This window comes from Pseudomonas putida (genome assembly GCF_025905425.1).
Taxonomy (GTDB): Bacteria; Pseudomonadota; Gammaproteobacteria; order Pseudomonadales; family Pseudomonadaceae; genus Aquipseudomonas; species Aquipseudomonas putida_AF.
Genome location: NZ_CP109603.1, coordinates 5,406,370 through 5,429,459, shown reverse-complemented (window position 1 = coordinate 5,429,459; position 23,090 = coordinate 5,406,370). Strand labels below are relative to the sequence as shown.

The window sequence follows — 23,090 nt, the reverse complement described above, 5'->3', positions numbered from 1 at the left end:
AGCGGCCCAAACTCTCTTAGGCAGAAGCCGGCTCGAAAGCCCCGCGCCGCCTGATCAGCACCACCAGCCCCGCGGCCCCGAGAGCCATCAGCAACGGCAATGCATGCCCACTGATCCACTGGCTCCCTGCCCCGGCCAGCAGCGGCCCAAGCAGGCAACCAATGCCCCACAGCTGCGCCACGTGAGCATTGGCCCGCACCAGCGCATCATCCCGATAACGCTCGCCAATCAATACCAGCGACAGGGTGAACAACCCCCCAGCACTGGCCCCGAACAGCACCCACAGCGGCCATATCACCGGCGTGTGCAGCAACAGCGGTATCGCCAGGCTTGAACACATCAAGGTCACCGCACAGCCACTGAACAAGGTGCGCCGCGACATGTGGTCGGCCAGCGCACCGATGGGCAGTTGCAGCACCGCATCGCCCACCACCACCGTGCTGACCATGAACAGCGCAATCTCGGTGCTGAACCCTTGCTGCAAGCTGTAAACCGGCAGCAAGGTCAGGATCATCGCTTCGAACGAGGCGAACAAGGCGATCGCCCAAGCGATCACCGGCAGGCGTCGGCAGAAGGCGATCAGGTCACGGAAGGTGACACTGTAAGCTTCAGTGGTCGGCGCCCCGCCACGTCCCAACAGCACCAGCGGTGCCAGCAGCAGCAAGCCAGTCGCGGCCCAGAACCCGAAGTCGTCGTCCGAGCCGAGAAAGCCCAATACCAATGGCCCGGCCAGCTGGCTCAAGGCGTAACTGCTGCCATACAGCGCCACCAGCCGGCCACGCCATTGCTCGACCACCAGTTGGTTGATCCAGCTTTCGCCAAGGATGAACACCACGGTCAGGGACATGCCGATCAGCAGGCGCAGGGCCAGCCATAGCGGGTAGCTGGGCAGCACCGCCACCAGGCCGATCGACAGCGCGCCGCCCCAGAGGCACAGGCGCATGGCCGAAGGCACGCCGACCCAACCGGCCAGGCGGCTGGCAAGGCTGGCGCCCAGCAGCACGCCCAGGGCTGGCATCGCTGCCATTACGCCAATGGCGAAGCTGCCGTAGCCCCACCCCTCCAGGCGCAGGGACACCAGCGGCATGCTCACGCCCAGCGCCAGGCCGACACTGAGTACGGATGCCAGTACAGCGAAGTAGGTGCCCCAGCGCATGTGCTCCCCCTGTTGGATTTTCTTGGGCCCATTCGCGGGACAAGCCCGCTCCCACAGGTACTCCGCTATTCTGAAATCAGCGATGAACGTGTGGGAGCGGGCTTGTCCCGCGAATGGGCCGCAACGCGGCCCCAGCGATTTACAGCTTGATCCAGGTCGCTTTCAGCTCGGTGTACTTCTCCAGCGCATGCAGCGACTTGTCACGGCCGTTGCCCGACTGCTTGAAGCCGCCGAACGGCGCGGTCATGTCGCCGCCGTCGTACTGGTTGACCCAGACACTGCCAGCGCGCACGGCACGGGCGGTCTTGTGAGCCTTGGAAATGTCCGAGGTCCAGATGCCAGCGGCCAGGCCATACGGCGTGTCGTTGGCAATGGCGATGGCTTCTTCGGCAGTGTCGAAGGTAATCACCGACAGTACTGGGCCAAAGATCTCTTCCTGGGCGATCGTCATGGCGTTGGTCACGCCGTCGAAGATGGTTGGCTCGACATAGGTGCCGCCAGTCTCTTCGAGGATGCGCTTGCCACCGGCCAGCAGTTTGGCGCCGTCCTTGTGGCCGGCGTCGATATACGACAGCACGGTGTTCATCTGCTGGGTATCCACCAGCGCGCCGACGGTGGTCGCCGGGTCCAGCGGGTTGCCCGGCTTCCAGGCCTTGAGGGCCTCGACCACCAGCGGCAGGAATGTGTCCTTGATCGAGCGCTCGACCAGCAGGCGCGAACCCGCGGTGCAGACTTCGCCCTGGTTGAAGGCGATGGCGCTGGCAGCGGCCTCGGCAGCAGCTTGCAAGTCCGGTGCGTCGGCAAAGACGATGTTCGGGCTCTTGCCGCCGGCTTCCAGCCAGATGCGCTTCATGTTCGATTCGCCGGCGTAGATCATCAGTTGCTTGGCAATCTTGGTCGAACCTGTGAACACCAGGGTGTCGACGTCCATGTGCAGGGCCAGGGCCTTGCCAACGGTGTGGCCGTAGCCTGGCAGCACGTTCAGCACGCCAGCCGGGATGCCAGCTTCGATGGCCAGTTGGGCGATGCGGATGGCGGTCAGTGGCGATTTTTCGGACGGCTTGAGCACGACCGAGTTACCGGTGGCCAGGGCCGGGCCGAGCTTCCAGCAGGCCATCAGCAGCGGGAAGTTCCACGGCACGATGGCGCCGACGACACCCACCGGCTCGCGGGTGACCAGGCCGAGCTGGTCATGCGGGGTCGGTGCGACTTCGTCGTAGACCTTGTCGATGGCTTCGGCATTCCAGTGCAGGGCTTGTGCCGCGCCTGGGACGTCGATGCTCGAGGAGTCGCCAATCGGCTTGCCCATGTCCAAGGTTTCGAGCAGCGCCAGCTCTTCGACGTTCTTGCGCAGCAGGTCGGCGAAGCGGATCAGCTTGGCTTTGCGTTTGGCTGGAGCCAGGCGCGACCAGACGCCGGAGTCAAAGGTGGCGCGGGCGTTCTCGACAGCACGGTTGGCGTCTGCCAGGTCGCAGCTGGCGACCTTGGCCAGGAAGCGTCCGTCGACCGGGCTCAGGCACTCGAAGGTCTCACCGGATGCGGCGTCGGTGTATTCGCCGTTGATGAAGGCACGGCCTTCGATCTTCAGTTGCTGGGCACGTTGTTCCCAGTCCGCACGAGTCAGGGTGGTCATACGAAACTCCTCCTCTTGTTTAGGTGCAACGCCGCACTGAGGACTCATAGGCGTTGTCAGAATTCTGGCCGGGCGACGAGCGCACACGGGCAAGCGATACCCTAAACCAGGCCGTGTAAACTATCAATATATTTGACACGAAAGGCCTAAAAGCCTACTGATGTGCATTTTATTAAACAACAACAGGAGCCGCACCATGAGCATCGCCAGCATCATCGACTTCGCCCAGGTTCTGACCGAGGCTGAACGCTACCGCCCGGCGGCAGAGAAAATCCTCAAGGGCGAGCCAGACCAGGCCGTCTTCAACCACTACTCAAGCCCATGCGGCCAGTTCGCTGCAGGCGTCTGGGAAGGCGAAGTCGGGCAATGGACCGTGAACTATACCGAGCACGAATATTGCGAGATCGTGCTGGGCGTTTCGGTGCTGCGCGACCAGGAGGGCGGCGCCAAGACCTTGCGCGCCGGTGATCGCTTCGTCATTCCGGCCGGCTTCAAGGGCACCTGGGAGGTGCTGGAGCCGTGCCGCAAGATCTATGTGATGTTCGAGCAGAAATAAGCGCCGCCTTTACCGCAGGCAAAAAAAACCCGCGTCCTTTCGGATGCGGGTTTTTTTTCAGGTCGCCGATCAATTACTTGATCTTGGCTTCCTTGTACACCACGTGCTTGCGAACAACCGGATCATATTTCTTGATCTCGATTTTGTCCGGGGTGGTGCGCTTGTTCTTGTCGGTGGTGTAGAAGTGGCCGGTACCGGCACTCGAAACCAGACGGATCAATTCACGCATGATGTTCTCCCTTAAACCTTGGCGCCAGCTTTACGGATGTCAACCAGAACGGCGTCGATGCCGCGCTTGTCGATGATACGCATGCCCTTGGCGGAAACGCGCAGACGCACGAAACGCTTCTCGGATTCAACCCAGAAACGGTGGTGCTGCAGGTTCGGCAGGAAACGACGACGGGTTTTGTTGTTTGCGTGGGAAATGTTGTTCCCGGTTACTGGACCCTTACCAGTAACTTGACAGACTCTCGACATGACTCAGCCCTCTAAAACCACATGCCCAACCCGGCATGGGTTGGCCGCTTAATCTCTCAGTCTTTGGCGCCAGGCGCCGTGATTCTGGAGGTCTTATCGACCGGATCCGCTGATGCGACAGGCCGAGCCCCTAGAAAAGAGCGCTGCTTTATACCAGAAAGACTGCGTTGCAACAACAGATGATGAGCATCTAGCTGAGACAAATCGTGCGCGAGCAGCATAGCGACTAGCGCGGCGCGCTGTCGACCACTCGTCGCCAACCGACAGAAAAAGAGGGTGGTCATTTGCTTATGCGCACACTAGGGTAGGACGTTTCCAGACTGCACTGGCAGATGGGCCACTGACAGCCAAGGAGTCACGATGCGTGCTGCCGCCTTTTCCTTATTGTTCACCTCCCTGTTTGCCGCCGGCATCGCCCAGGCAGCCCCGCTGAGTGTCTGCAGCGAAGCCAGCCCCGAAGGCTTCGACGTGGTCCAGTACAACTCGCTGACCACCACCAATGCCTCGGCCGACGTGCTGATGAACCGCCTGGTCGAGTTCGACGCTGCTCAAGGCAAGGTTGTACCCAGCCTGGCGCAAAGCTGGACGGTGTCGGCTGACGGCCTGAACTACGACTTCAAGCTGCGTGACGGTGTCAAATTCCACAGCACGGCGTACTTCAAGCCCACCCGCGAGCTGAACGCCGACGACGTGCTGTTCAGCTTCCAGCGCATGCTTTACCCGGCCCACGCCTGGCACAAGACCGCGCCGGGCGGCTACCCACATGCACAATCGTTGCAACTGGGCAGTCTGATCAAGTCGATCGAGGCGCCGGAGCCGAACAGCGTACGTTTCACCCTGTCTCACCCGGATGCCACATTCCTGGCCACCCTGAGCATGGGCTTCGCCTCGATCTACTCCGCCGAGTATGCCGACAAGCTGCTCAAGGCGGGCACCCCGGACAAGCTCAACAGCCAGCCGATTGGCACCGGGCCGTTCGTCTTCCAGCGCTTCCAGAAGGACGCCGTGGTGCGCTACCGCGCCAACCCCGACTACTTCGCCGGCAAGCCTGCGGTGGACCCGCTGATCTTCGCCATCACCACCGACGCCAACGTGCGCCTGCAAAAACTCAAGCGCAACGAATGCCAGATCGCCCTGTCGCCCAAGCCGTTGGATATCGCGCAAGCCAGCAAGGAGGGCAACCTCAAGGTAGCCAGCACGCCGGCCTTCATGACCGCTTTTGTCGCCATCAACAGTGAACACCCGCCGCTGGACAAGCCCGAAGTACGCCAGGCCATCAACCTGGCCTTCGACAAGCAGGCCTACCTCAAGGCGGTGTTCGAAGGCACCGCGACGGCCGCCAACGGCCCCTACCCGCCCAACACCTGGAGTTACGCCAAAGACTTGCCCGGCTACCCGCTGGACGTGAAGAAGGCCAAGGCCCTGCTGACCAAGGCGGGCCTGCCAGAGGGCTTCAGCACCACGATCTGGACCCGCCCCTCGGGCAGCCTGCTCAACCCTAACCCAAGCCTTGGCGCGCAAATGCTGCAGGCCGACCTGGGCAAGATCGGCATCAAGGCCGAGATCCGCGTGATCGAGTGGGGCGAGCTGATCCGTCGTGCCAAGGCCGGCGAGCATGATTTGCTGTTCATGGGTTGGGCGGGTGACAACGGTGACCCAGACAACTTCCTCAGCCCACAGTTTGCCTGTGCCGCGGTGAAGTCGGGGACCAACTTCGCGCGGTTCTGCGACAGCCGCCTCGACCAGTTGATCAACGCAGGGCGCACCACCAATGACCAGAGCGTGCGCAGCCGGCTGTACCAACAGGCGCAAACGCTGATCCAGCAGCAGGCGCTGTGGGTGCCGCTGGCGCATCCGACGGCGGCGACCCTGCTGCGCCAAGGGGTGGAGGGGTACCAGGTGAGCCCGTTTGGGCGGCTGGATTTCAGCAAGGTTTCGGTGACTAAGTAAGCCTGTGCCGGCCTCTTCGCGGGGCAAGCCCGCTCCCACAAGGACCTCACAGCCTTTGAAAGCTGTGCGGTACCTGTGGGAGCGGGCTTGCCCCGCGAAGAGGCCGGCACAAGTACACCGCTAAGCAACGATCCACCCCTCCTCCACCATCGACAACGGCTCCCCATCACCCACGATGATGTGGTCGAGCACCCGCACATCGATCAGCCCTAGCGCATGCTTGAGCGCCAGCGTCATGTGCACATCGTCCTGGCTTGGCTCGCTGATACCCGACGGGTGGTTATGGCACAGGATCAACGCCGCCGCGTTATGCAGCAAGGCACGGCGCACCACCTCCCGCGGGTAGATACTGGCCCGGTCGATCGTCCCCCTGAACAGGATCTCGAACGCCAGCGGCCGGTGCTTGGTATCCAGAAACAGGCAACCAAATACTTCACTGGCCTCATGGCGCAGCATGGCCTTGAGGTACCTGCGAACGGCCGCTGGGTTATCCATGGCAGAATCACGCTCAATGCAGGTTGCAAGGTTCCTGCGCCCGATTTCCAATAATGCCTGCAATTGGCTGTACTTCACCGGCCCAAGCCCAAGCTCCCCCACAAAGGCCTCCCTGTCGGCTTCCAGCAGTTGGCGCAACCCGCCGAACTTCACCAGCAACCCTCGCGCCAGCTCTACGACATTGCGACCGCGCACGCCAGACCCGAGAAACACGGCCAGCAACTCAGCATCTGAAAGGCTGCTCGCCCCCCGCAACAACAACTTCTCCCTCGGCCGCTCTTCAGCCGGCCATTCCCTGATACTCATCCCCACTCCTTGGTCCTGCTGCGGCACGTTTGGGCCCTGTGTTAATCTATTTCGCCTCGTACATGCGACGTTCTGCCGCAGGCAGTTCTTGTCGCCGCCCGCTTTCACTGGAAAAAGGCAAAAGCCTATGCAGCGGCTGTATCACAAACGCATCGTTCTCGGCGTCGGTGGCGGCATTGCCGCCTACAAAAGCGCCGAGCTGATCCGCCGACTCCTGGAGCACGGCGCGCAGGTGCGCGTCGTCATGACCCGTGGCGGTGCAGAATTCATCACCCCGCTGACCCTGCAGGCGCTGTCCGGCCACCCGGTGCACATGGACCTGCTCGACCCCGCCGCCGAAGCGGCCATGGGCCATATCGAGCTGGCCAAGTGGGCCGACCTGGTGCTCATCGCCCCTGCCACTGCCGACCTCATGGCGCGCATGGCCCAAGGCATGGCCGACGACCTGCTGACCACCCTGATTCTGGCCACCGACGCCACCGTTGCCGTGGCCCCGGCCATGAACCAGGCGATGTGGCGCGACCCGGCTACCCAGGCCAACCTCGACCTGCTCAAGAGCCGCGGCATTCAGGTCTTCGGCCCGGCGTCCGGCAGCCAGGCCTGTGGCGACGTTGGCCTTGGCCGCATGCTCGAAGCCACCGACCTGGCCTGGTGCGCTGCCGAAAGCTTCAAGCGCCAGACGCTGACCGGCAAGCACGTGCTGATTACCGCCGGCCCGACCCAGGAAAACATCGACCCGGTGCGCTACATCACCAATCATAGCTCCGGGAAGATGGGCTTCGCCCTGGCCGAAGCGGCCGCCGAAGCCGGTGCTCGGGTGACCCTCGTCACCGGCCCGGTGCACCTGCCCACGCCCGACCGGGTCAACCGGATCGACGTGGTCAGCGCGCGTGACATGCTCGCGGCCTGTGAAGCGGCCATGCCCTGCGACCTGTTCATTGCCTCGGCAGCGGTCGCGGACTACCGCCCAGAGGTCGTCGCCACGCAAAAACTCAAGAAAGATCCTACGACCGGCGACGGCATGCTGCTGCAGATGGTGCGCAATCCCGATATCCTTGCGACCATTGCTGGCCGTGGCGACCGCCCGTTCAGTGTCGGCTTCGCCGCCGAGACCGAACACCTGCTCGATTACGCCACACGCAAGCTCAAGGACAAGAACCTCGACCTGATCGTCGCCAATGATGTGGCCAACCCCAGCATCGGCTTCAACAGCGAAGAGAACGCCCTGACCGTGATCGACCGCCAGCAGCACCAGACCCTCTTTGCGCAGACCAGCAAGGGCAAGATTGCCCGGCAACTGGTCGCCTTCATCGCCGAACGGCTCAACCAGGTTCAATAAGTTACATGCACGCTCTTCAAGCCAAGATCCTCGACCCACGCCTGGGCACCGAATTCCCCCTGCCGCAGTACGCCACCCCTGGCTCCGCCGGGCTGGACCTGCGCGCCCTGCTCAAGGAGGACACCGTCCTTGAGCCGGGCCAGACCCTGCTGATCCCCACCGGTCTGTCGATCTACATCGGCGACCCGGGCCTGGCGGCCATGATCCTGCCGCGCTCGGGCCTGGGCCATAAGCACGGCATCGTGCTGGGCAACCTGGTCGGCCTGATCGACTCGGACTACCAGGGCGAGCTGATGGTGTCGTGCTGGAACCGCGGCAACACCCCGTTCACCATCGCCATTGGCGAGCGCATCGCCCAATTGGTGCTGGTGCCGGTGGTACAGGCGCATTTCGACATCGTCGAAACCTTTGATGAAAGCCAGCGTGGCACTGGCGGTTTCGGCCACTCAGGCAGCCACTGAGCCGACAGCTGACCGTTCAGGCCAAGGATGGCGAACTCTCTGGCGAAACCACCGTCCAAGCGTTCAGTTTGCGCCTGCCCAGACAGCCTTTGACTAATGGAGCTTCCAGAGATGAACGAAATGGCCCAGCTGGTCCCCGCACTGCCGGACAGCATTTTCCGCGCTTATGACATCCGCGGCGTGGTCGGCAAGACCCTCCATGCCGAAACCGCCTACTGGATCGGCCGCGCCATCGGCGCCCAGACCCTCGCCCAGGGCGAGCCACAGATCTCCGTGGGCCGCGATGGCCGCCTGTCCGGCCCGATGCTGGTCGAGCAGCTGATCAAAGGCCTGGCCGACGCGGGTTGCCAGGTGAGCGACGTGGGCCTGGTGCCGACCCCGGCGCTGTATTACGCCGCCAACGTGCTGGCCGGCAAGTCGGGGGTGATGCTCACCGGCAGCCACAACCCGTCGGACTACAACGGTTTCAAGATCGTCATTGCTGGCGACACCCTGGCCAACGAACAGATCCAGGCCCTGCTGACCCGCCTCAAGACCAATGACCTGACCCGTGGCGAAGGCCGAGTGGAAAAGGTCGAGATCCTCGAGCGCTACTTCCAGCAGATCACCCGTGACGTGAAGCTTGCGAAAAAGCTCAAGGTCGTGGTGGATTGCGGCAACGGCGCTGCCGGCGTCATCGCCCCGCAGTTGATCGAAGCCCTCGGCTGCGAGGTCATCCCGCTGTTCTGCGAGGTGGATGGCAACTTCCCCAACCACCACCCGGACCCGGGCAAGCCGGAGAACCTCGAAGACCTGATCGCCAAGGTCAAGCAAACCGGTGCCGACATCGGCCTGGCCTTCGATGGCGACGGCGACCGTGTAGGTGTGGTGAGCAACACCGGCACCATCGTCTACCCCGACCGCCTGTTGATGCTGTTTGCCCAGGACGTGCTGTCGCGTAATCCGGGCGCCGAGATCATCTTCGACGTCAAATGCACCCGTCGCCTGACCCCGCTGATCGAACAGCACGGCGGCCGAGCCTTGATGTGGAAGACCGGCCATTCGTTGATCAAGAAGAAGATGAAGCAGACCGGCTCCTTGCTGGCCGGCGAGATGAGCGGGCACATCTTTATCAAGGAACGCTGGTACGGTTTCGATGACGGCATCTACAGTGCCGCGCGCCTGCTGGAGATCCTCAGCAAGGCCGACCAGGACGCCGAAAGCTTGTTCGCGGCGTTCCCGAACGATATTTCCACGCCGGAAATCAATATTGATGTGACCGACGAGGGTAAATTCAGCATCATTGATGCACTGCAACGCGACGCCGACTGGGGCGCAGCCAACCTGACCACCATCGACGGTGTGCGGGTCGACTACACCCACGGCTGGGGCCTGGTACGCGCCTCCAACACCACCCCGGTGCTGGTGCTGCGCTTCGAGGCCGACAGCGACGCCGAATTGCAACGTATCAAGGATGTTTTCCGCGCCCAGTTGCTGCGGGTTGCCCCTGAGCTGCAACTGCCGTTCTGACCGACTATCTGTTCCTTACAGGAGCCCTGCATGACCCTCGATCGCGATGCCGCTTCCCATGTAGCCGAAGTTTTGTCCGAAGCACTGCCTTACATCCGCCGCTTTGTCGGCAAGACACTGGTGATCAAGTACGGCGGCAACGCGATGGAGAGCGAGGAGCTCAAGACCGGCTTCGCCCGTGACATCGTGCTGATGAAGGCGGTGGGCATCAACCCGGTGGTGGTCCACGGTGGTGGCCCGCAGATCGGCGACCTGCTCAAACGCCTGTCGATCGAAAGCCACTTCATCGACGGCATGCGCGTCACCGACTCGGCGACCATGGATGTGGTGGAGATGGTCCTCGGTGGCCAGGTCAACAAGGACATCGTCAACCTGATCAACCGCCACGGCGGCAGCGCCATCGGCCTGACCGGCAAGGATGCGGAACTGATCCGCGCCAAGAAGCTGACCGTCAGCCGCCAGACGCCGGAGATGACCACCCCGGAAATCATCGACATCGGCCACGTTGGCGAGGTCGTGAGCGTGAACACCGACCTGTTGAACATGCTGGTCAAGGGTGACTTCATCCCGGTCATCGCGCCGATCGGCGTGGGTGCCAACGGTGAGTCGTACAACATCAACGCCGACCTGGTGGCGGGCAAGGTAGCCGAGGCCCTGAAAGCCGAGAAGCTGATGTTGCTGACCAACATCGCTGGCCTGATGGACAAGCAAGGCCAGGTCCTGACCGGCCTGACCACCGAGCAAGTCAACGAACTGATCGCCGACGGCACCATCTACGGCGGCATGCTGCCGAAGATCAAGTGCGCGCTGGATGCGGTCCAGGGTGGCGTGAACAGCTCGCACATCATCGATGGCCGCGTGCCGAATGCGGTGCTGCTGGAGATCTTCACCGATAGCGGTGTGGGTACCCTGATCACCAACCGCAAGCCGCGCTGAGTGATTGCTTAGCCTGTTCCGGCCTCTTCGCGGGGCAAGCCCGCTCCCACAGGATGCCCGCTGAATTCAGGTTCAGCGGAGGTCTTGTGGGAGCGGGCTTGCCCCGCGAAGAGGCCGGAACAGGCAGAAACAAAAAAAGGCGACCCGCAAAGGTCGCCTTTTTCATTACCGGGCCGAGATCAAATCCCGTACTGCGCCCGATACGCCTCAACGGCCGGCAGATGCTGCTTGAGCTGCGGATCATCCGCCAAAAACTCCAGCACTTGGGTCAGCGAAACGATGCTGACCACCGGAATACCGAAGTCACGCTCCACTTCCTGGATCGCCGACAGCTCGCCATTGCCGCGCTCTTCGCGGTTCAGCGCGATCAGCACGCCAGCGGCCTTGGCCTGCTGGGCATTGATGATCTGCATGACCTCGCGGATGGCCGTGCCGGCCGTGATCACGTCGTCGATGATCAGCACGTCACCGGCCAAAGGCGCGCCGACCAGGCTGCCACCTTCGCCGTGATCCTTGGCTTCTTTACGGTTGAAGCACCACGGCACGTCGAGCTGATGCTGATCGGCCAGGGCCACGGCGGTGGTCGCCGCCAGGGGGATACCCTTGTAGGCCGGGCCGAACAGCACGTCGAAGGGGATCTTGCTGTCGACGATGGCCGCCGCGTAGCAACGCCCCAGCTCTGCTAGGGCGGAACCTGTGTTGAACAGGCCGGCATTGAAGAAGTACGGGCTGGTACGCCCCGATTTCAGGGTGAATTCACCGAAGCGCAGAACGCCGCGATCGATGGCAAAACGGATAAAGTCGCGCTGATACGGCTGCATGGAAAGTCCCGGACACCACGGATTTAGCTAAATGGGTTGAGCTCGGGTATCATACACGCACGAGATTTTTGGGGCCATTTATGCGGATCATCAGTGTGAACGTAAATGGCATTCAGGCTGCGGCCGAGCGTGGATTGCTCAGCTGGTTACAAGCCCAGAATGCCGACGTCATCTGCCTTCAGGATACCCGCGCCTCGGCCTTTGAACTCGACGACCCAGCTTTCCAGCTCGATGGCTATTTCCTTTATGCCTGCGACGCGGAGGTACCCGCCCAAGGTGGCGTGGCACTGTACTCGCGCATGCAGCCCAAGGCAGTCATCACCGGCCTGGGCTTCGAGACAGCCGACCGCTACGGGCGTTATCTGCAAGCAGATTTCGACAAAGTCAGTATTGCCAGCCTGCTGCTGCCTTCGGGCATGAACGGCGACGAAGACTTGAACCAGAAATTCAAGTTGATGGACGATTTCGCCAAGTACCTGGACAAGCAGCGCCGCAAGCGCCGCGAATACATTTATTGCGGCTCGTTCTACGTGGCGCAGCAGAAGCTCGACATCAAGAACTGGCGCGACAGCCAGCAATCGCCTGGCTTCCTGGCGCCGGAACGCGCCTGGATGGATGCGATCACCGGCGAGATGGGCTACGTGGATGCCCTGCGCGAAGTCAGCCGTGAAGGCGACCAGTACAGCTGGTGGCCGGACAACGAACAGGCCGAGATGCTCAACCTGGGCTACCGGTTCGACTACCAGATCCTCACCCCAGGCCTGCGCCGCTTCGTGCGTAACGCTCGCCTGCCGCGTCAGCCGCGCTTCTCGCAGCATGCGCCGCTGATCGTGGACTATGACTGGACGTTGACCATCTGAGTGTCATCCAGATACGAAAAAGCCGACATTGATGTCGGCTTTTTCGCATCTACAGAAACGTCAGTCGGCCAGCGCGGCCTGCTGCAGTTCGAAGATCTCGTTCATGCCCTTCTGCGCCACAGCGAGCATGGCACTCAAGTCTTCAGGCTGGAACGGCGCGCCTTCGGCGGTGCCCTGCACCTCGATGAAACCACCGGCGCTGGTCATGACCACGTTCAGGTCGGTCTCGGCGGCGGAGTCTTCCAGGTAGTCCAGGTCAAGCACTGCCTCGCCCTGATACATGCCCACGGAAACCGCAGCGATCATGTGCTTGAGCGGGTTGCCGGCCTTGAGGCCGCCACGCTTCTTGATCACGGCCAGCGCGTCACACAGCGCGACCATCGCACCGGTGATCGACGCGGTACGGGTACCACCGTCGGCCTGGATCACATCGCAGTCGATGTACAGGGTGATGTCACCCAGCTTGCTCATGTCCAGCGCGGCGCGCAGCGAGCGGCCGATCAGGCGCTGGATTTCCAGGGTGCGACCACCCTGCTTGCCACGGCTGGCTTCGCGCTGGTTACGCTCACCGGTGGAGCGCGGCAGCATGCCGTACTCGGCCGTCAGCCAGCCTTGGCCCTGGCCTTTGAGGAAGCGCGGCACGCCGTTTTCAACGCTGACCGTGCAGATGACCTTGGTGTCACCGAACTCGACCAGTACCGACCCTTCGGCGTGCTTGGTGTAGTTGCGGGTGATGCGGATCGAGCGGAGCTGATCGGCGGCGCGACCACTTGGACGTTTCATCTGGGATACCTGTACTGGGACTTGAATCTGCCGAGCATTATAGAGCTCGCGGCCTCGGGAGGACATGCCTATTGTCGCGCCCCTGACAGCCTGTCGCCTTTTCCCACTGCTCATTTCGCGCTCTGTAACATGGCTGGATTGGGCGCCGAGGCGCCACTGCGCTACAATCCTGCGCCTTGCAGCCGAGAGGCTTCCCTGTTCATTCATCTACGCGAGGTACTCCCCATGGTGCACAGCATGACCGCTTTTGCTCGTGTCGAGCGCGCCGGCAGCCAAGGCACCCTGGTCTGGGAGCTGCGCTCGGTCAACCACCGCTACCTGGAGCCGCACCTGCGCCTGGCCGAGGCCCTGCGCGACCTGGAAGGCGCGGTACGTGAAGGCCTGCGCCAGGGGCTGTCGCGCGGCAAGGTCGAGTGCACCCTGCGCCTCAACGAAGACAGCACCGGCAAACCACTGAAAGTGGACCGTGAGCGCGCCGCACAGCTGGTCGCCGCCGCCGAAGAGGTGGCTGGCCTGATCAAGCAGCCGGCCCCGCTGAACCCCCTGGAAGTGCTGTCGTGGCCGGGCGTGCTGGTCGCCGACGCCAGCGACCCGCAGGCGCTGAACGCCGAGGCCTTGGCGCTGTTCGACGAAGCGCTGGCCGAGCTCAAGGCCGGGCGCCTGCGTGAAGGCCAGGAGCTGGCCCGGCTGATCAACGAGCGCCTGGACAACATGACCACCGAGGTCACCACGCTGCGCGCTCTGGTGCCGCAGATGCTGGCGGCCCAGCGGCAGAAAATCCTCGACCGCTTCGGCGACATGCAGGCCGAACTCGACCCGCAACGCCTGGAGCAGGAGATGGTGCTGCTGGCGCAAAAAAGCGACGTCGCCGAAGAGCTCGACCGCCTCGCCACCCACGTCACCGAAGTGCGCCGCGTGCTCAAGTCAGGCGGTGCCGCTGGCCGGCGCCTGGACTTCCTGATGCAGGAACTCAACCGCGAAGCGAACACCCTAGGCTCCAAGGCCTTCGACCCGCGCAGTACGCAAGCGGCGGTCAACCTCAAGGTATTGATCGAACAGATGCGTGAACAAGTACAGAACATCGAGTAAGGCCACCCCGACCATGAATCACAGCAGCGGCACCCTCTACATCGTTTCGGCACCCTCCGGTGCCGGCAAGACCAGCCTGGTCAACGCCCTGACCCAGGACGACACGCAAATCCGCGTCTCGGTCTCGCACACCACCCGCGCCATGCGCCCGGGTGAGCAGCACGGGGTGAACTACCACTTCGTCGTGCACGAGGAGTTCAAGGCACTGATCCAGCAAGGCGACTTCCTGGAGCATGCCGAAGTGTTCGGCAACTTCTACGGCACCTCGCGTAGCGCACTGCAGCAGACCCTCGACCAAGGCTTCGACCTGATCCTGGAAATCGACTGGCAAGGTGCCCAGCAGGTGCGCAAACTGATGCCGCAGGCGTTGTCGGTGTTCATCCTGCCGCCAAGCCAGGAAGCGCTTCGTCAGCGCCTGGACGGCCGTGGGCAGGACAGCGAAGAGATCATCGCCGGGCGCATGAAGGAAGCGGTCAGCGAGATGGTGCACTACGACGAGTATGACTACCTGATCATCAATGATGATTTCGACGTGGCGCTGGAAGACTTGAAGGCGGTGTTCCGCTCGAATCGCCTGGTGCTGAAGAAGCAGCAACAGCGTCATGCGGCGTTGCTGAAGCAAATGATCGGCTGAAGATCGATGGGGCCTCTTCGAGGCCCTTTCGCGGGACAAGCTCGCTCCCACAAATACTGCGCCGACATTGACGGCAGCGGTGATCCTGTGGGAACGGGCTTGGCCCGCGAATGGGCTGCAGAGCAGCCCCTTCCAATTATTCCGCCAGCGGCAGGGTCGCCTGCTGACGCAGGGTAGCCCCCAGGAAGTACGCCGGCGCACGCATGCGCGACAGCAGCATCAGCCCGATGCCAAGCACCGAAATGATCGCGGCAATCACGAACACCAGCCCCAACCCGCCCACATGCGAGCCGCTGCCGAAGTCTGGCGAGGCGCTGTCGATGGCGGTACGCGCGAAGATCACCGACAAGATCACCCCGCCTACCAGCGGGCACAGGCCGCGCATGACGAAGTGGCGCAGGCTGTCGAACAGGCTGTGGCGGAAATACCAGACGCAGGCAAACGCGGTCAGCGAGTAGTAGAAGCAGATCATCATGCCCAGCGCGGTGATGGTATCGGCCAGCACGTTCTCGCTCAGGGTACGCATGGTCACGTAGAACAGGCCTGCCGCCAGGCCGGCGCAGATGGTGGCGTAGCGCGGGGTTTGCGAACGCGGGCAGACGCTGGCGAACTTCTGCGGTACCGCACCGTAATAACCCATGGCCAACAGGGTGCGCGCCGGTGCCACGAAGGTCGACTGCAGCGACGCTGCGGTGCTGGCCAGCACGGCGATGGACATCAGGATCGCCAGCGGCCCCATGACCGGGCCGGCCAGGTGGGCAAAGACGTTCTCCTGGATGCGCGGGTTGTTCAGGCCCAGGCCCGTTTCACTGATACCGGCAAACTGCAGGGTGGCGATAGCGGTGAACAGGTACAGGCCAAGGATCAACATCACGGTCCAAGTGGCGGCCTTGCCGGGCACCTCTTCGCTGCCCACCGACTCTTCGCTCACAGTCAGGCACGTGTCCCAACCCCAGAAGATGAAGATCGACAGCGACAACCCCGCGGCAAAGGCCGAGAACGACTCGACACCGAACGGGTTGAACCAGGCAAAATCGAATTCCAGCGGTGGCGGCGCAGTGGTACCACCGAAGGCGGCGAAGGCAAAGCCGATCAGCACCAGCAACTGCAAGGCCACCAGGCCATACTGCACCGTCATGGTGGTGGCGATGCCGCGACAGCAGATCCACACCGCCAGGGCGATGAACACGCAACAGGTGGCGATGTTGATCACCAGGTTATCCGCCAAGGCCGCCAGGCCATGGTTGCCGGTGATCTGGCCGAGGAACAGGTAGAAGAAATCGACCGCCACACCGGCCAGGTTCGACAGCACGATGGTGGTGGCGACCACCAGCCCCCAGCCCCCGATCCAGCCGATCATCGGGCCGAAGGCACGCGCCGACCAGGTGAACGAGGTGCCGCTGTCCGGCTCCGCCGAATTCAGCTCGCGATAGCCAAGGGCGACCAGCAGCATCGGCAGGAAGCCGACGATAAACACCGCAGGCAGGTGGGCACCGACCTCTCGCACGGTAGGGCCAAGCGCGCCAGTCAGGGTATAGACCGGGGCGATGGTGGAAATGCCCAGCACCACGCTGGCCAGCAAACCCAGGCGGCCTTTGGCCAAGCCCTTGCTGCGCTGGGTGTTGTCCGCGTCGGCCGCCACATCGGGTGGGCGGCCGGCTTCTGTGTAATCGCTCATGAGTATTTGCCGTAAATTTTGGAATTGTTTTCGCGGGCCTTGCGTACAAGGCCCGCTTTCACTCATTGAAAGCTTGCAACAGGGGGTGCGTCATCCGAGACTTTCGGGTGACGTCAGAATGCCTTCTGGCGCGTACCCTCCCGTGCAGCATGGGCAATACAGGCCTCACGGAATGCCTGGAAAAGGCGCCGGGAGACCGGGTTTTCGGCGAAACGCCATTCTGGGTGCCACTGCACGCCAAGCACGAAGCCCGGCGCATCCGGCATCGACACCGCTTCGATCAGGCCATCCGGGGCCCGTGCTTCGACGCGCAGCCCAGGGGCCAGGCGATCGATGCCCTGGCTGTGCAACGAGTTGACCTCGAATTGCGCAGCCAGGCCCAGGCGCTCGAACAACCCGCCAGGCTCGATGCCGACAGGGTGGCGAGGGCCGTATTGCACCTCCAGGGGTGCGTCCTCAGGTTCGCGGTGGTCAAGGTAGCCAGGCAGCTCCTGCACACGCTGGTGCAAGGTGCCGCCAAGGGCCACATTCAATTCCTGAAACCCACGGCAGATGCACAACACCGGCACACCGGCGGCAATGGCCGCCTGCAGCAGCGGCAGGGTCAGGCGATCGCGCGCGCGATCATGCCGGGTACCCTCCGTGCTGGGGGCGCCATTGTAATGATGCGGTTCGATATTTGAAGGCGAGCCGGTAAAAAGAATGCCGTCGAGCTGGGCCAGCAGCGCCGGGGTATCACTGCCCCCGTCTCGCGCCGGCAAAATCAGCGGCAGCCCGGCAAAGCCGGCCGCCTCGACATACTTGTCGCCCACCGTGTGCGACGAGTTCTTCCCCACCTGCTGGCGGCAGGCGCTGATACCGATCAAGGGGACCGCATTTGCGCTCATGGGCTTACACCGTGTGCAGGTACCAGTTGTACTCAAGGTCGGAAATCGACACTTCAAACTCGGCCAGCTCGCTTTCCTTGCAGGCGACGAAGATATCGATGTAGTCCGGGCTGATGTATTGATTGAGCACTTCGCTGTCATCCAGCGCGCGCAGGGCGTCACGCAGGTTGTTCGGCAGGCTCTGTTCCAGTTGTTCGTACGAGTTGCCTTCAATGGGCTCACCCGGCTCGACCTTGCTGGTAAGGCCGTGGTGAATGCCAGCGAGAATGGCCGCGAGCATCAGGTACGGGTTGGCGTCGGCGCCGGCCACACGGTGCTCGATGCGCACGTTTTCGCTGCTGTCGGTCGGCACGCGGACCGCCACGGTACGGTTGTCCAGGCCCCAGCTCGGCGCATTGGGGACGTAGAACTGCGCACCGAAGCGGCGGTAGGAGTTGATGTTCGGGCACAGGAAGGCCATCGACGCTGGCATGGTCTCCAGCACGCCACCGATGGCGTGGCGCAGCGCGTCGCTTTGCAGCGGGTCGCTATTGGCGAAGATGTTCTTGCCAGTTTTCTTGTCCAACAGCGAGATGTGCACATGAAGGCCATTGCCCGCCTGGCCCGGGTAGGGCTTGGCCATGAACGTGGTGTCCATTTCATGGTCGTAGGCGACGTTCTTGACCAAGCGCTTGAGCAAGATCGCGTAGTCGCAGGCCTTCAGCGGGTCGGCAACGTGGTGCAGGTTGACCTCGAACTGCGCCGGGGCACTTTCTTTGACGATGGCATCGGCTGGCAGGCCCTGCTCCTTGGCCGCTTCGAGCATGTCCTGCAGGCAGTCGGCGTATTCGTCGAGGTCGTCGATCAGGTACACCTGGGTCGACTGCGGGCGCTTGCCAGAAATGGGCGAACGCGGCGGTTGCGGGCGGCCGTTGAGGTTGTCCTGGTCGATCAGGTAGAACTCGAGCTCGAATGCGGCGCAGATATCCAGGCCCAGGTCGTCGAACTTGCTCACCACCTGGCGCAGCACTTCGCGCGGGTCGGCGAAGAAGGGCTGGCCTTCGATCTCATGCATGGTCATCAGCAGCTGAGCGGTGGGGCGTTTTTGCCACGGCTCGTTGCACAGCGTGCCGGGGATTGGGTAGCAGATGCGGTCGGCATCGCCGATGTCCAGGCCCAGGCCGGTACTCTCGACGGTCGAGCCGTTGATGTCGAGGGCAAACAGTGACGCCGGCAGGTTGATGCCTTTCTCGTACACCTTGTGCAGGCTGGCCCGCTCGATGCGCTTGCCGCGTACCACGCCGTTCATGTCGGAGATCAGCAGATCGACATACTGCGTATCCGGATGGGCCTGGAGGAAGTCATTCATCTCGCTGGAAGAACTGGCGCACGGGGTGACCGACGTCATGGTGTACATCCTTTGATGTGCTGCGGCGATGTGGGGATACGGCTGGCGCCTCACGGGCGACGATGGTTGCAGCTGTTGTTTTTTTCACTTTCCCATCGTGGGGATTGGTTGCCCGACCGGGCGCATTGATTCCCAGGGGCGGTTCCACTATAAAATGGCCTCAACGCAACAGACATTGGCATTTCGGCAAGCAGAGCGTGCACCAATGCAATATCAGATTACCCACGCCGACCTCTCCCTGGTCCTGGCCCTGGAACGTGGCCGCTCGCTGGCGAAGGCTGCCGAATTGCTCAAGGTCGACGTTTCGACGGTGTTCCGTTCGATCCGTCGTCTCGAATCCGCGCTGGGCACCGCGCTGTTCGTCAAAAGCCGCAAGGGCTACCTGCCCACCGACACCGCCCAGGCCCTGGCGGAGCAGGCCGAGCGCGCCGAGCAGGCCCTGGAGGCCGCGCGCATCGCCATGACCAGCGGCGAACAGGTGGTCAGCGGCACGGTGCGGCTGACCTGTACCGAGGCCGTGATGCACAGCCTGTTGCTGCCGGCGCTGGCCGACTTCATGCCCAATTACCCGGCCTTGTCGCTGGAAATGGGCACCTCCAACACTTTCGCCAACCTCAGCCGGCGCGATGCCGACATCGCCCTGCGCCTGACCAACACGCCACCGGAGCACCTGGTGGGGCGTTGCCTGGGCTCGACCTCCTATGTGATCTGCGGCCAGCCGCAGTGGCGTGAACGGCTGGACGAGGCTGCCGGCAGCGTGCCGTGGATTGCCCCGGACGATTCAATGCAGGACCACCCCACCGTGGTCTGGCGCAACCAGCAGTACCCCGGGCTGAGCCCGCGCTACCAATGCAGCGGCATGTCGACCATCGCGCAACTGGTCAGCACCGGGCTGGGCGTGGCGGCGCTGCCCGATTACATGGTGCATGCCTTGCCCGGCGTTGATGCGCTGAGCGGCCCGCTGCCCGGTTGCGATACCCAGCTGTGGCTGCTGACCCGGCCAGATTGCCGGGCGTTGCGCTCGGTGCAGACATTGTTCGAGGAACTGACCCCACGGTTGCGCGACGCGATGTTGTGAGATACAAGAGGAGGGTGTCTGTTGCGGCCCTTTCGCGAGCAACCCCGCCCCCACAGGGAGCGGCCTGATCCGCGCGCGGCAAAACAGCGCTTCCCTATTGGCTGGTGATTTTTTAAACTATCGAGTCCGCCTGCCCATATTGGGCTGCACGCCCACCGCAATTGCTACTGAGGAAGACCATGGCCCGCGTAACTGTTGAAGACTGCCTGGAACACGTGGATAACCGCTTTGAGCTGGTCATGCTCTCGACCAAGCGCGCCCGTCAGCTGGCGACCGGCGGCAAAGAGCCACGCGTAGCGTGGGAAAACGACAAGCCGACCGTTGTTGCCCTGCGTGAAATCGCCGAAGGCATCGTCACCAACGAGTTCATCGCCGCTGAAGAGATCGTCACCGAGGATCCGGTCTTCGCCGCGTTCGAGGACGAGTCCAACGAGGCTGTCTGATTGATGCCAGGTCGACGTCGCGCGGCACAAGGCCCTCTTCCTCTGCAAGAGGTGAACCCATGCCGGGTATAGAAGCCTTAGCCGAACGGCTGTCGACCTACCTGGGCCCCGAACAGGTCAACCTGGTTCGCCGCGCCTATTTCTACGCCGAACAGGCCCACGATGGGCAGCGCCGCCGCAGCGGCGAGCCCTACGTGACCCACCCGCTGGCCGTGGCCAGCATCCTCGCCGACATGCACATGGACCATCAGAGCCTGATGGCGGCCATGCTGCACGATGTGATCGAAGACACCGGCATCGCCAAGGAAGCCCTCAGCCAGCAATTTGGCGAGACGGTCGCCGAACTGGTCGATGGGGTCAGCAAGCTGACCCAGATGAACTTCGAGACCAAGGCCGAGGCGCAGGCCGAGAACTTCCAGAAGATGGCCATGGCCATGGCCCGCGATATCCGCGTGATCCTGGTCAAGCTGGCCGACCGCCTGCACAACATGCGCACGCTGGAAGTGCTGTCTGGCGAAAAACGCCGGCGCATCGCCAAGGAAACCCTCGAAATCTACGCACCCATCGCCAACCGGCTGGGCATGCACACTGTGCGCGTCGAATTCGAAGACCTTGGCTTCAAGGCCATGCACCCGATGCGCTCGTCGCTGATTCACCGGGCGGTCAAGAGCGCCCGCGGCAACCGCAAAGAGATCGTCGCCAAGATCGAGCACTCGCTGGCCAACTGCCTGGCTGCCGATGGTATCGAGGGCGAGGTCAGCGGCCGGCAGAAACACCTCTATGGCATCTACAAGAAGATGCGCGGCAAGCGCCGTGCCTTCAACGAAATCATGGACGTGTACGCCTTCCGCATCATCGTCGACAAGGTCGACACCTGCTACCGCGTGCTCGGCGCCGTGCACAACCTGTACAAGCCGCTGCCCGGTCGCTTCAAGGATTACATCGCGATCCCCAAGGCCAACGGCTACCAGTCGTTGCACACCACGCTGTTCGGCATGCACGGCGTGCCCATCGAAATCCAGATTCGCACCCGCGAAATGGAAGAGATGGCCAACAACGGCATCGCCGCGCACTGGCTGTACAAGTCCAACGACGACGAACAGCCAAAAGGCAGCCACGCGCGTGCCCGCCAGTGGGTCAAGGGCATCCTCGAACTGCAGCAGCGTGCAGGCAACTCGCTGGAATTCATCGAGAGCGTGAAGATCGACCTGTTCCCGGACGAGGTCTACGTGTTCACGCCCAAGGGCCGGATCATGGAGCTGCCCAAAGGCTCCACGGCCGTCGACTTCGCCTACGCGGTGCACACCGACGTGGGCAATAGCTGCATCGCCTGCCGCATTAACCGCCGCCTGGCGCCGCTGTCCGAGCCGCTGCAAAGCGGCTCGACGGTCGAAATCGTCAGTGCGCCGGGCGCCCGGCCAAACCCGGCCTGGCTCAACTTCGTGGTCACCGGCAAGGCGCGCACGCACATCCGCCACGCGCTCAAGCAGCAGCGCCGTTCCGAGTCCATCAGCCTCGGCGAGCGCCTGCTGAACAAGGTACTGACCGGTTTCGACAGCAGCCTCGAAAAAATCCCCCAGGAGCGCATTCAGGCAATTCTCGCCGAGTACCGCCTGGAGCTGATCGAAGACCTGCTCGAAGACATCGGCCTGGGCAACCGCATGGCCTATGTGGTCGCCCGTCGCCTGCTGTCAGCCGAAGGTGAGCAACTGCCGGCGCCGGAAGGCCCGCTGGCGATCCGCGGCACCGAAGGCCTGGTGCTCAGCTACGCCAAGTGCTGCACCCCGATCCCCGGCGACCCGATCGTCGGCCACCTGTCGGCGGGCAAGGGCATGGTCGTGCACCTGGAGAACTGCCGCAACATCAGCGAAATTCGCCACAACCCGGAGAAGTGCGTGCAGCTCTCCTGGGCCAAGGACATCGCCGGCGAATTCAATGTCGAGCTGCGCGTCGAGCTGGAACACCAGCGCGGCCTGATCGCGCTGCTGGCCAGCAGCGTCAATGCCGCCGACGGCAACATCGAGAAGATCAGCATGGACGAACGCGACGGCCGTATCAGCGTGGTCCAACTGGTGGTCAGCGTGCACGACCGTGTGCACCTGGCGCGTGTGATCAAGAAGCTGCGTACCTTGACCGGTGTGGTCCGCATCACCCGCATGCGTACGTAGTCCGCCAACCGCAAGGAGTCATCATGAGCAAGTCCGTCATCACCAGCGACAAGGCCCCTGCCGCCATCGGCACCTACTCCCAGGCGATCAAGGCCGGCAACACCGTTTACATGTCGGGCCAGATCCCACTGGACCCCAAGACCATGGAGCTGGTCGAAGGCTTCGAGGCCCAGACCGTGCAGGTCTTCGAGAACCTCAAGGCCGTGGCTGAAGCCGCTGGTGGCTCGTTCAAGGACATCGTCAAGCTGAACATCTTCCTCACCGACCTGAGCCACTTCGCCAAGGTCAACGAGGTCATGGGCCGCTACTTCGAACAGCCTTACCCAGCACGCGCCGCCATCGGCGTTGCCGCGCTGCCGAAAGGCTCCCAGGTCGAAATGGACGCGATCCTGGTCATCGAGTGATGCCCCCGGTGGCGGGCGCTCTGCCCGCCACCTTCTCTCC

At 62.9% G+C, this 23,090-nt stretch carries 22 protein-coding genes and 1 pseudogene; 13 read left to right on the top strand and 10 right to left on the bottom strand.

All coding sequences use genetic code 11. From position 1 onward, the window contains the following. Positions 1-16: 16 nt before the first annotated feature. Together OGV19_RS24490 and OGV19_RS24485 are read right to left on the bottom strand one after the other, a co-directional pair. Positions 17-1,156 (bottom strand): MFS transporter, encoded by a 1,140-nt coding sequence (locus tag OGV19_RS24490; RefSeq protein WP_264311023.1) that lies wholly within the window; start codon positions 1,154-1,156, stop codon positions 17-19. Between the two features lie 139 nt (positions 1,157-1,295). Then, positions 1,296-2,789, bottom strand: a complete 1,494-nt coding sequence (locus OGV19_RS24485; RefSeq protein ID WP_264311022.1) for an aldehyde dehydrogenase — start codon at positions 2,787-2,789, stop codon at positions 1,296-1,298. Positions 2,790-2,985: 196 nt separating this feature from the next. On the opposite strand from OGV19_RS24485, the gene OGV19_RS24480 reads away from it, so the two are divergent. After that, positions 2,986-3,345 (top strand): cupin domain-containing protein, encoded by a 360-nt coding sequence (locus OGV19_RS24480; protein WP_264311021.1) that lies wholly within the window; start codon positions 2,986-2,988, stop codon positions 3,343-3,345. 73 nt (positions 3,346-3,418) lie between these two features. Here OGV19_RS24480 and rpmG read toward each other — a convergent pair whose 3' ends face one another. After that, the gene (rpmG, locus tag OGV19_RS24475; RefSeq protein WP_003253507.1) at positions 3,419-3,574 is read right to left on the bottom strand and encodes a 50S ribosomal protein L33; all 156 of its coding nucleotides are present in this window, start codon (positions 3,572-3,574) and stop codon (positions 3,419-3,421) included. Between the two features lie 11 nt (positions 3,575-3,585). Then, a complete protein-coding gene (rpmB, locus tag OGV19_RS24470; RefSeq protein ID WP_003253504.1) occupies positions 3,586-3,822 on the bottom strand; it encodes a 50S ribosomal protein L28 in 237 nt (78 codons plus the stop codon). Between the two features lie 360 nt (positions 3,823-4,182). Here rpmB and OGV19_RS24465 point away from each other — a divergent pair, with 360 nt between their 5' ends. Then, positions 4,183-5,772, top strand: a complete 1,590-nt coding sequence (locus tag OGV19_RS24465; RefSeq protein WP_264311020.1) for an ABC transporter substrate-binding protein — start codon at positions 4,183-4,185, stop codon at positions 5,770-5,772. Between the two features lie 120 nt (positions 5,773-5,892). Here the strand turns inward: OGV19_RS24465 and radC are convergent, their stop codons facing one another. Beyond that, positions 5,893-6,573 carry a RadC family protein gene (radC, locus tag OGV19_RS24460; RefSeq protein WP_264311019.1) on the bottom strand — a complete coding sequence of 227 codons (681 nt, stop codon included), beginning with the start codon at positions 6,571-6,573 and terminating at the stop codon, positions 5,893-5,895. A 127-nt stretch (positions 6,574-6,700) separates the two neighbouring features. Between radC and coaBC the strand changes: the two genes are divergently transcribed. From coaBC to argB, 4 genes and pseudogenes are all read left to right on the top strand, one after another. After that, on the top strand, positions 6,701-7,912 hold the full coding sequence (gene coaBC, locus OGV19_RS24455) for a bifunctional phosphopantothenoylcysteine decarboxylase/phosphopantothenate--cysteine ligase CoaBC (RefSeq protein ID WP_027592161.1): 1,212 nt from the start codon (positions 6,701-6,703) through the stop codon (positions 7,910-7,912). A gap of 5 nt (positions 7,913-7,917) precedes the next feature. After that, on the top strand, positions 7,918-8,373 hold the full coding sequence (dut, locus tag OGV19_RS24450) for a dUTP diphosphatase (protein ID WP_264311018.1): 456 nt from the start codon (positions 7,918-7,920) through the stop codon (positions 8,371-8,373). 135 nt (positions 8,374-8,508) lie between these two features. Further along, positions 8,509-9,882 (top strand): annotated as a pseudogene (locus tag OGV19_RS24445) (phosphomannomutase/phosphoglucomutase); the annotation flags it as partial. A gap of 30 nt (positions 9,883-9,912) precedes the next feature. Beyond that, positions 9,913-10,818, top strand: a complete 906-nt coding sequence (gene argB / locus OGV19_RS24440) for an acetylglutamate kinase (RefSeq protein WP_027592158.1) — start codon at positions 9,913-9,915, stop codon at positions 10,816-10,818. Between the two features lie 179 nt (positions 10,819-10,997). On the opposite strand, the gene pyrE is transcribed toward argB, so the two are convergent. Next, entirely contained in the window at positions 10,998-11,639 is a 642-nt protein-coding gene (gene pyrE / locus OGV19_RS24435; RefSeq protein ID WP_003253405.1) for an orotate phosphoribosyltransferase, read from the bottom strand. Positions 11,640-11,719: 80 nt separating this feature from the next. Here pyrE and OGV19_RS24430 point away from each other — a divergent pair, with 80 nt between their 5' ends. After that, entirely contained in the window at positions 11,720-12,499 is a 780-nt protein-coding gene (locus OGV19_RS24430) for a catabolite repression control protein Crc (protein ID WP_003253401.1), read from the top strand. 60 nt (positions 12,500-12,559) lie between these two features. Here OGV19_RS24430 and rph read toward each other — a convergent pair whose 3' ends face one another. Continuing rightward, positions 12,560-13,282, bottom strand: coding sequence for a ribonuclease PH (gene rph / locus OGV19_RS24425; protein WP_264311017.1), 723 nt, complete (start codon positions 13,280-13,282; stop codon positions 12,560-12,562). Positions 13,283-13,507: 225 nt separating this feature from the next. Here rph and OGV19_RS24420 point away from each other — a divergent pair, with 225 nt between their 5' ends. Continuing rightward, positions 13,508-14,371 (top strand): YicC/YloC family endoribonuclease, encoded by an 864-nt coding sequence (locus OGV19_RS24420; protein ID WP_264311016.1) that lies wholly within the window; start codon positions 13,508-13,510, stop codon positions 14,369-14,371. Positions 14,372-14,384: 13 nt separating this feature from the next. After that, a complete protein-coding gene (gmk, locus tag OGV19_RS24415; protein ID WP_264311015.1) occupies positions 14,385-15,005 on the top strand; it encodes a guanylate kinase in 621 nt (206 codons plus the stop codon). Between the two features lie 136 nt (positions 15,006-15,141). Here gmk and OGV19_RS24410 read toward each other — a convergent pair whose 3' ends face one another. From OGV19_RS24410 to OGV19_RS24400, 3 genes are all read right to left on the bottom strand, one after another. Beyond that, a complete protein-coding gene (locus OGV19_RS24410) occupies positions 15,142-16,683 on the bottom strand; it encodes an APC family permease (RefSeq protein WP_264311014.1) in 1,542 nt (513 codons plus the stop codon). Between the two features lie 113 nt (positions 16,684-16,796). Continuing rightward, positions 16,797-17,570: a gamma-glutamyl-gamma-aminobutyrate hydrolase family protein gene (locus OGV19_RS24405; RefSeq protein ID WP_264311013.1), complete on the bottom strand. Its 774-nt coding sequence runs from the start codon at positions 17,568-17,570 to the stop codon at positions 16,797-16,799. Positions 17,571-17,574: 4 nt separating this feature from the next. Further along, the gene (locus tag OGV19_RS24400) at positions 17,575-18,957 is read right to left on the bottom strand and encodes a glutamine synthetase family protein (RefSeq protein WP_264311012.1); all 1,383 of its coding nucleotides are present in this window, start codon (positions 18,955-18,957) and stop codon (positions 17,575-17,577) included. Between the two features lie 205 nt (positions 18,958-19,162). Here OGV19_RS24400 and OGV19_RS24395 point away from each other — a divergent pair, with 205 nt between their 5' ends. The 4 genes from OGV19_RS24395 to OGV19_RS24380 all read left to right on the top strand — a co-directional run bounded on the left by OGV19_RS24395 (position 19,163) and on the right by OGV19_RS24380 (position 23,050). After that, entirely contained in the window at positions 19,163-20,035 is an 873-nt protein-coding gene (locus OGV19_RS24395) for a LysR family transcriptional regulator (RefSeq protein WP_264311011.1), read from the top strand. A 179-nt stretch (positions 20,036-20,214) separates the two neighbouring features. Then, the gene (gene rpoZ, locus OGV19_RS24390) at positions 20,215-20,478 is read left to right on the top strand and encodes a DNA-directed RNA polymerase subunit omega (RefSeq protein WP_012312123.1); all 264 of its coding nucleotides are present in this window, start codon (positions 20,215-20,217) and stop codon (positions 20,476-20,478) included. Between the two features lie 59 nt (positions 20,479-20,537). Continuing rightward, the gene (spoT, locus tag OGV19_RS24385) at positions 20,538-22,646 is read left to right on the top strand and encodes a bifunctional GTP diphosphokinase/guanosine-3',5'-bis pyrophosphate 3'-pyrophosphohydrolase (RefSeq protein ID WP_264311010.1); all 2,109 of its coding nucleotides are present in this window, start codon (positions 20,538-20,540) and stop codon (positions 22,644-22,646) included. 23 nt (positions 22,647-22,669) lie between these two features. Further along, positions 22,670-23,050 carry a deaminase RidA gene (locus tag OGV19_RS24380; RefSeq protein WP_033702322.1) on the top strand — a complete coding sequence of 127 codons (381 nt, stop codon included), beginning with the start codon at positions 22,670-22,672 and terminating at the stop codon, positions 23,048-23,050. Positions 23,051-23,090: the final 40 nt, after the last annotated feature.

What these genes read in the sequence shown, in the direction of transcription:
- OGV19_RS24490 (WP_264311023.1), bottom strand. Translation starts at nt 1,156, where the DNA reads ATGCGCTGGGGCACCTACTTCGCTGTACTGGCATCCGTACTCAGTGTC.
- OGV19_RS24485 (WP_264311022.1), bottom strand. Translation starts at nt 2,789, where the DNA reads ATGACCACCCTGACTCGTGCGGACTGGGAACAACGTGCCCAGCAACTG.
- OGV19_RS24480 (WP_264311021.1), top strand. Translation starts at nt 2,986, where the DNA reads ATGAGCATCGCCAGCATCATCGACTTCGCCCAGGTTCTGACCGAGGCT.
- rpmG (WP_003253507.1), bottom strand. Translation starts at nt 3,574, where the DNA reads ATGCGTGAATTGATCCGTCTGGTTTCGAGTGCCGGTACCGGCCACTTC.
- rpmB (WP_003253504.1), bottom strand. Translation starts at nt 3,822, where the DNA reads ATGTCGAGAGTCTGTCAAGTTACTGGTAAGGGTCCAGTAACCGGGAAC.
- OGV19_RS24465 (WP_264311020.1), top strand. Translation starts at nt 4,183, where the DNA reads ATGCGTGCTGCCGCCTTTTCCTTATTGTTCACCTCCCTGTTTGCCGCC.
- radC (WP_264311019.1), bottom strand. Translation starts at nt 6,573, where the DNA reads ATGAGTATCAGGGAATGGCCGGCTGAAGAGCGGCCGAGGGAGAAGTTG.
- coaBC (WP_027592161.1), top strand. Translation starts at nt 6,701, where the DNA reads ATGCAGCGGCTGTATCACAAACGCATCGTTCTCGGCGTCGGTGGCGGC.
- dut (WP_264311018.1), top strand. Translation starts at nt 7,918, where the DNA reads ATGCACGCTCTTCAAGCCAAGATCCTCGACCCACGCCTGGGCACCGAA.
- argB (WP_027592158.1), top strand. Translation starts at nt 9,913, where the DNA reads ATGACCCTCGATCGCGATGCCGCTTCCCATGTAGCCGAAGTTTTGTCC.
- pyrE (WP_003253405.1), bottom strand. Translation starts at nt 11,639, where the DNA reads ATGCAGCCGTATCAGCGCGACTTTATCCGTTTTGCCATCGATCGCGGC.
- OGV19_RS24430 (WP_003253401.1), top strand. Translation starts at nt 11,720, where the DNA reads ATGCGGATCATCAGTGTGAACGTAAATGGCATTCAGGCTGCGGCCGAG.
- rph (WP_264311017.1), bottom strand. Translation starts at nt 13,282, where the DNA reads ATGAAACGTCCAAGTGGTCGCGCCGCCGATCAGCTCCGCTCGATCCGC.
- OGV19_RS24420 (WP_264311016.1), top strand. Translation starts at nt 13,508, where the DNA reads ATGGTGCACAGCATGACCGCTTTTGCTCGTGTCGAGCGCGCCGGCAGC.
- gmk (WP_264311015.1), top strand. Translation starts at nt 14,385, where the DNA reads ATGAATCACAGCAGCGGCACCCTCTACATCGTTTCGGCACCCTCCGGT.
- OGV19_RS24410 (WP_264311014.1), bottom strand. Translation starts at nt 16,683, where the DNA reads ATGAGCGATTACACAGAAGCCGGCCGCCCACCCGATGTGGCGGCCGAC.
- OGV19_RS24405 (WP_264311013.1), bottom strand. Translation starts at nt 17,570, where the DNA reads ATGAGCGCAAATGCGGTCCCCTTGATCGGTATCAGCGCCTGCCGCCAG.
- OGV19_RS24400 (WP_264311012.1), bottom strand. Translation starts at nt 18,957, where the DNA reads ATGACGTCGGTCACCCCGTGCGCCAGTTCTTCCAGCGAGATGAATGAC.
- OGV19_RS24395 (WP_264311011.1), top strand. Translation starts at nt 19,163, where the DNA reads ATGCAATATCAGATTACCCACGCCGACCTCTCCCTGGTCCTGGCCCTG.
- rpoZ (WP_012312123.1), top strand. Translation starts at nt 20,215, where the DNA reads ATGGCCCGCGTAACTGTTGAAGACTGCCTGGAACACGTGGATAACCGC.
- spoT (WP_264311010.1), top strand. Translation starts at nt 20,538, where the DNA reads ATGCCGGGTATAGAAGCCTTAGCCGAACGGCTGTCGACCTACCTGGGC.
- OGV19_RS24380 (WP_033702322.1), top strand. Translation starts at nt 22,670, where the DNA reads ATGAGCAAGTCCGTCATCACCAGCGACAAGGCCCCTGCCGCCATCGGC.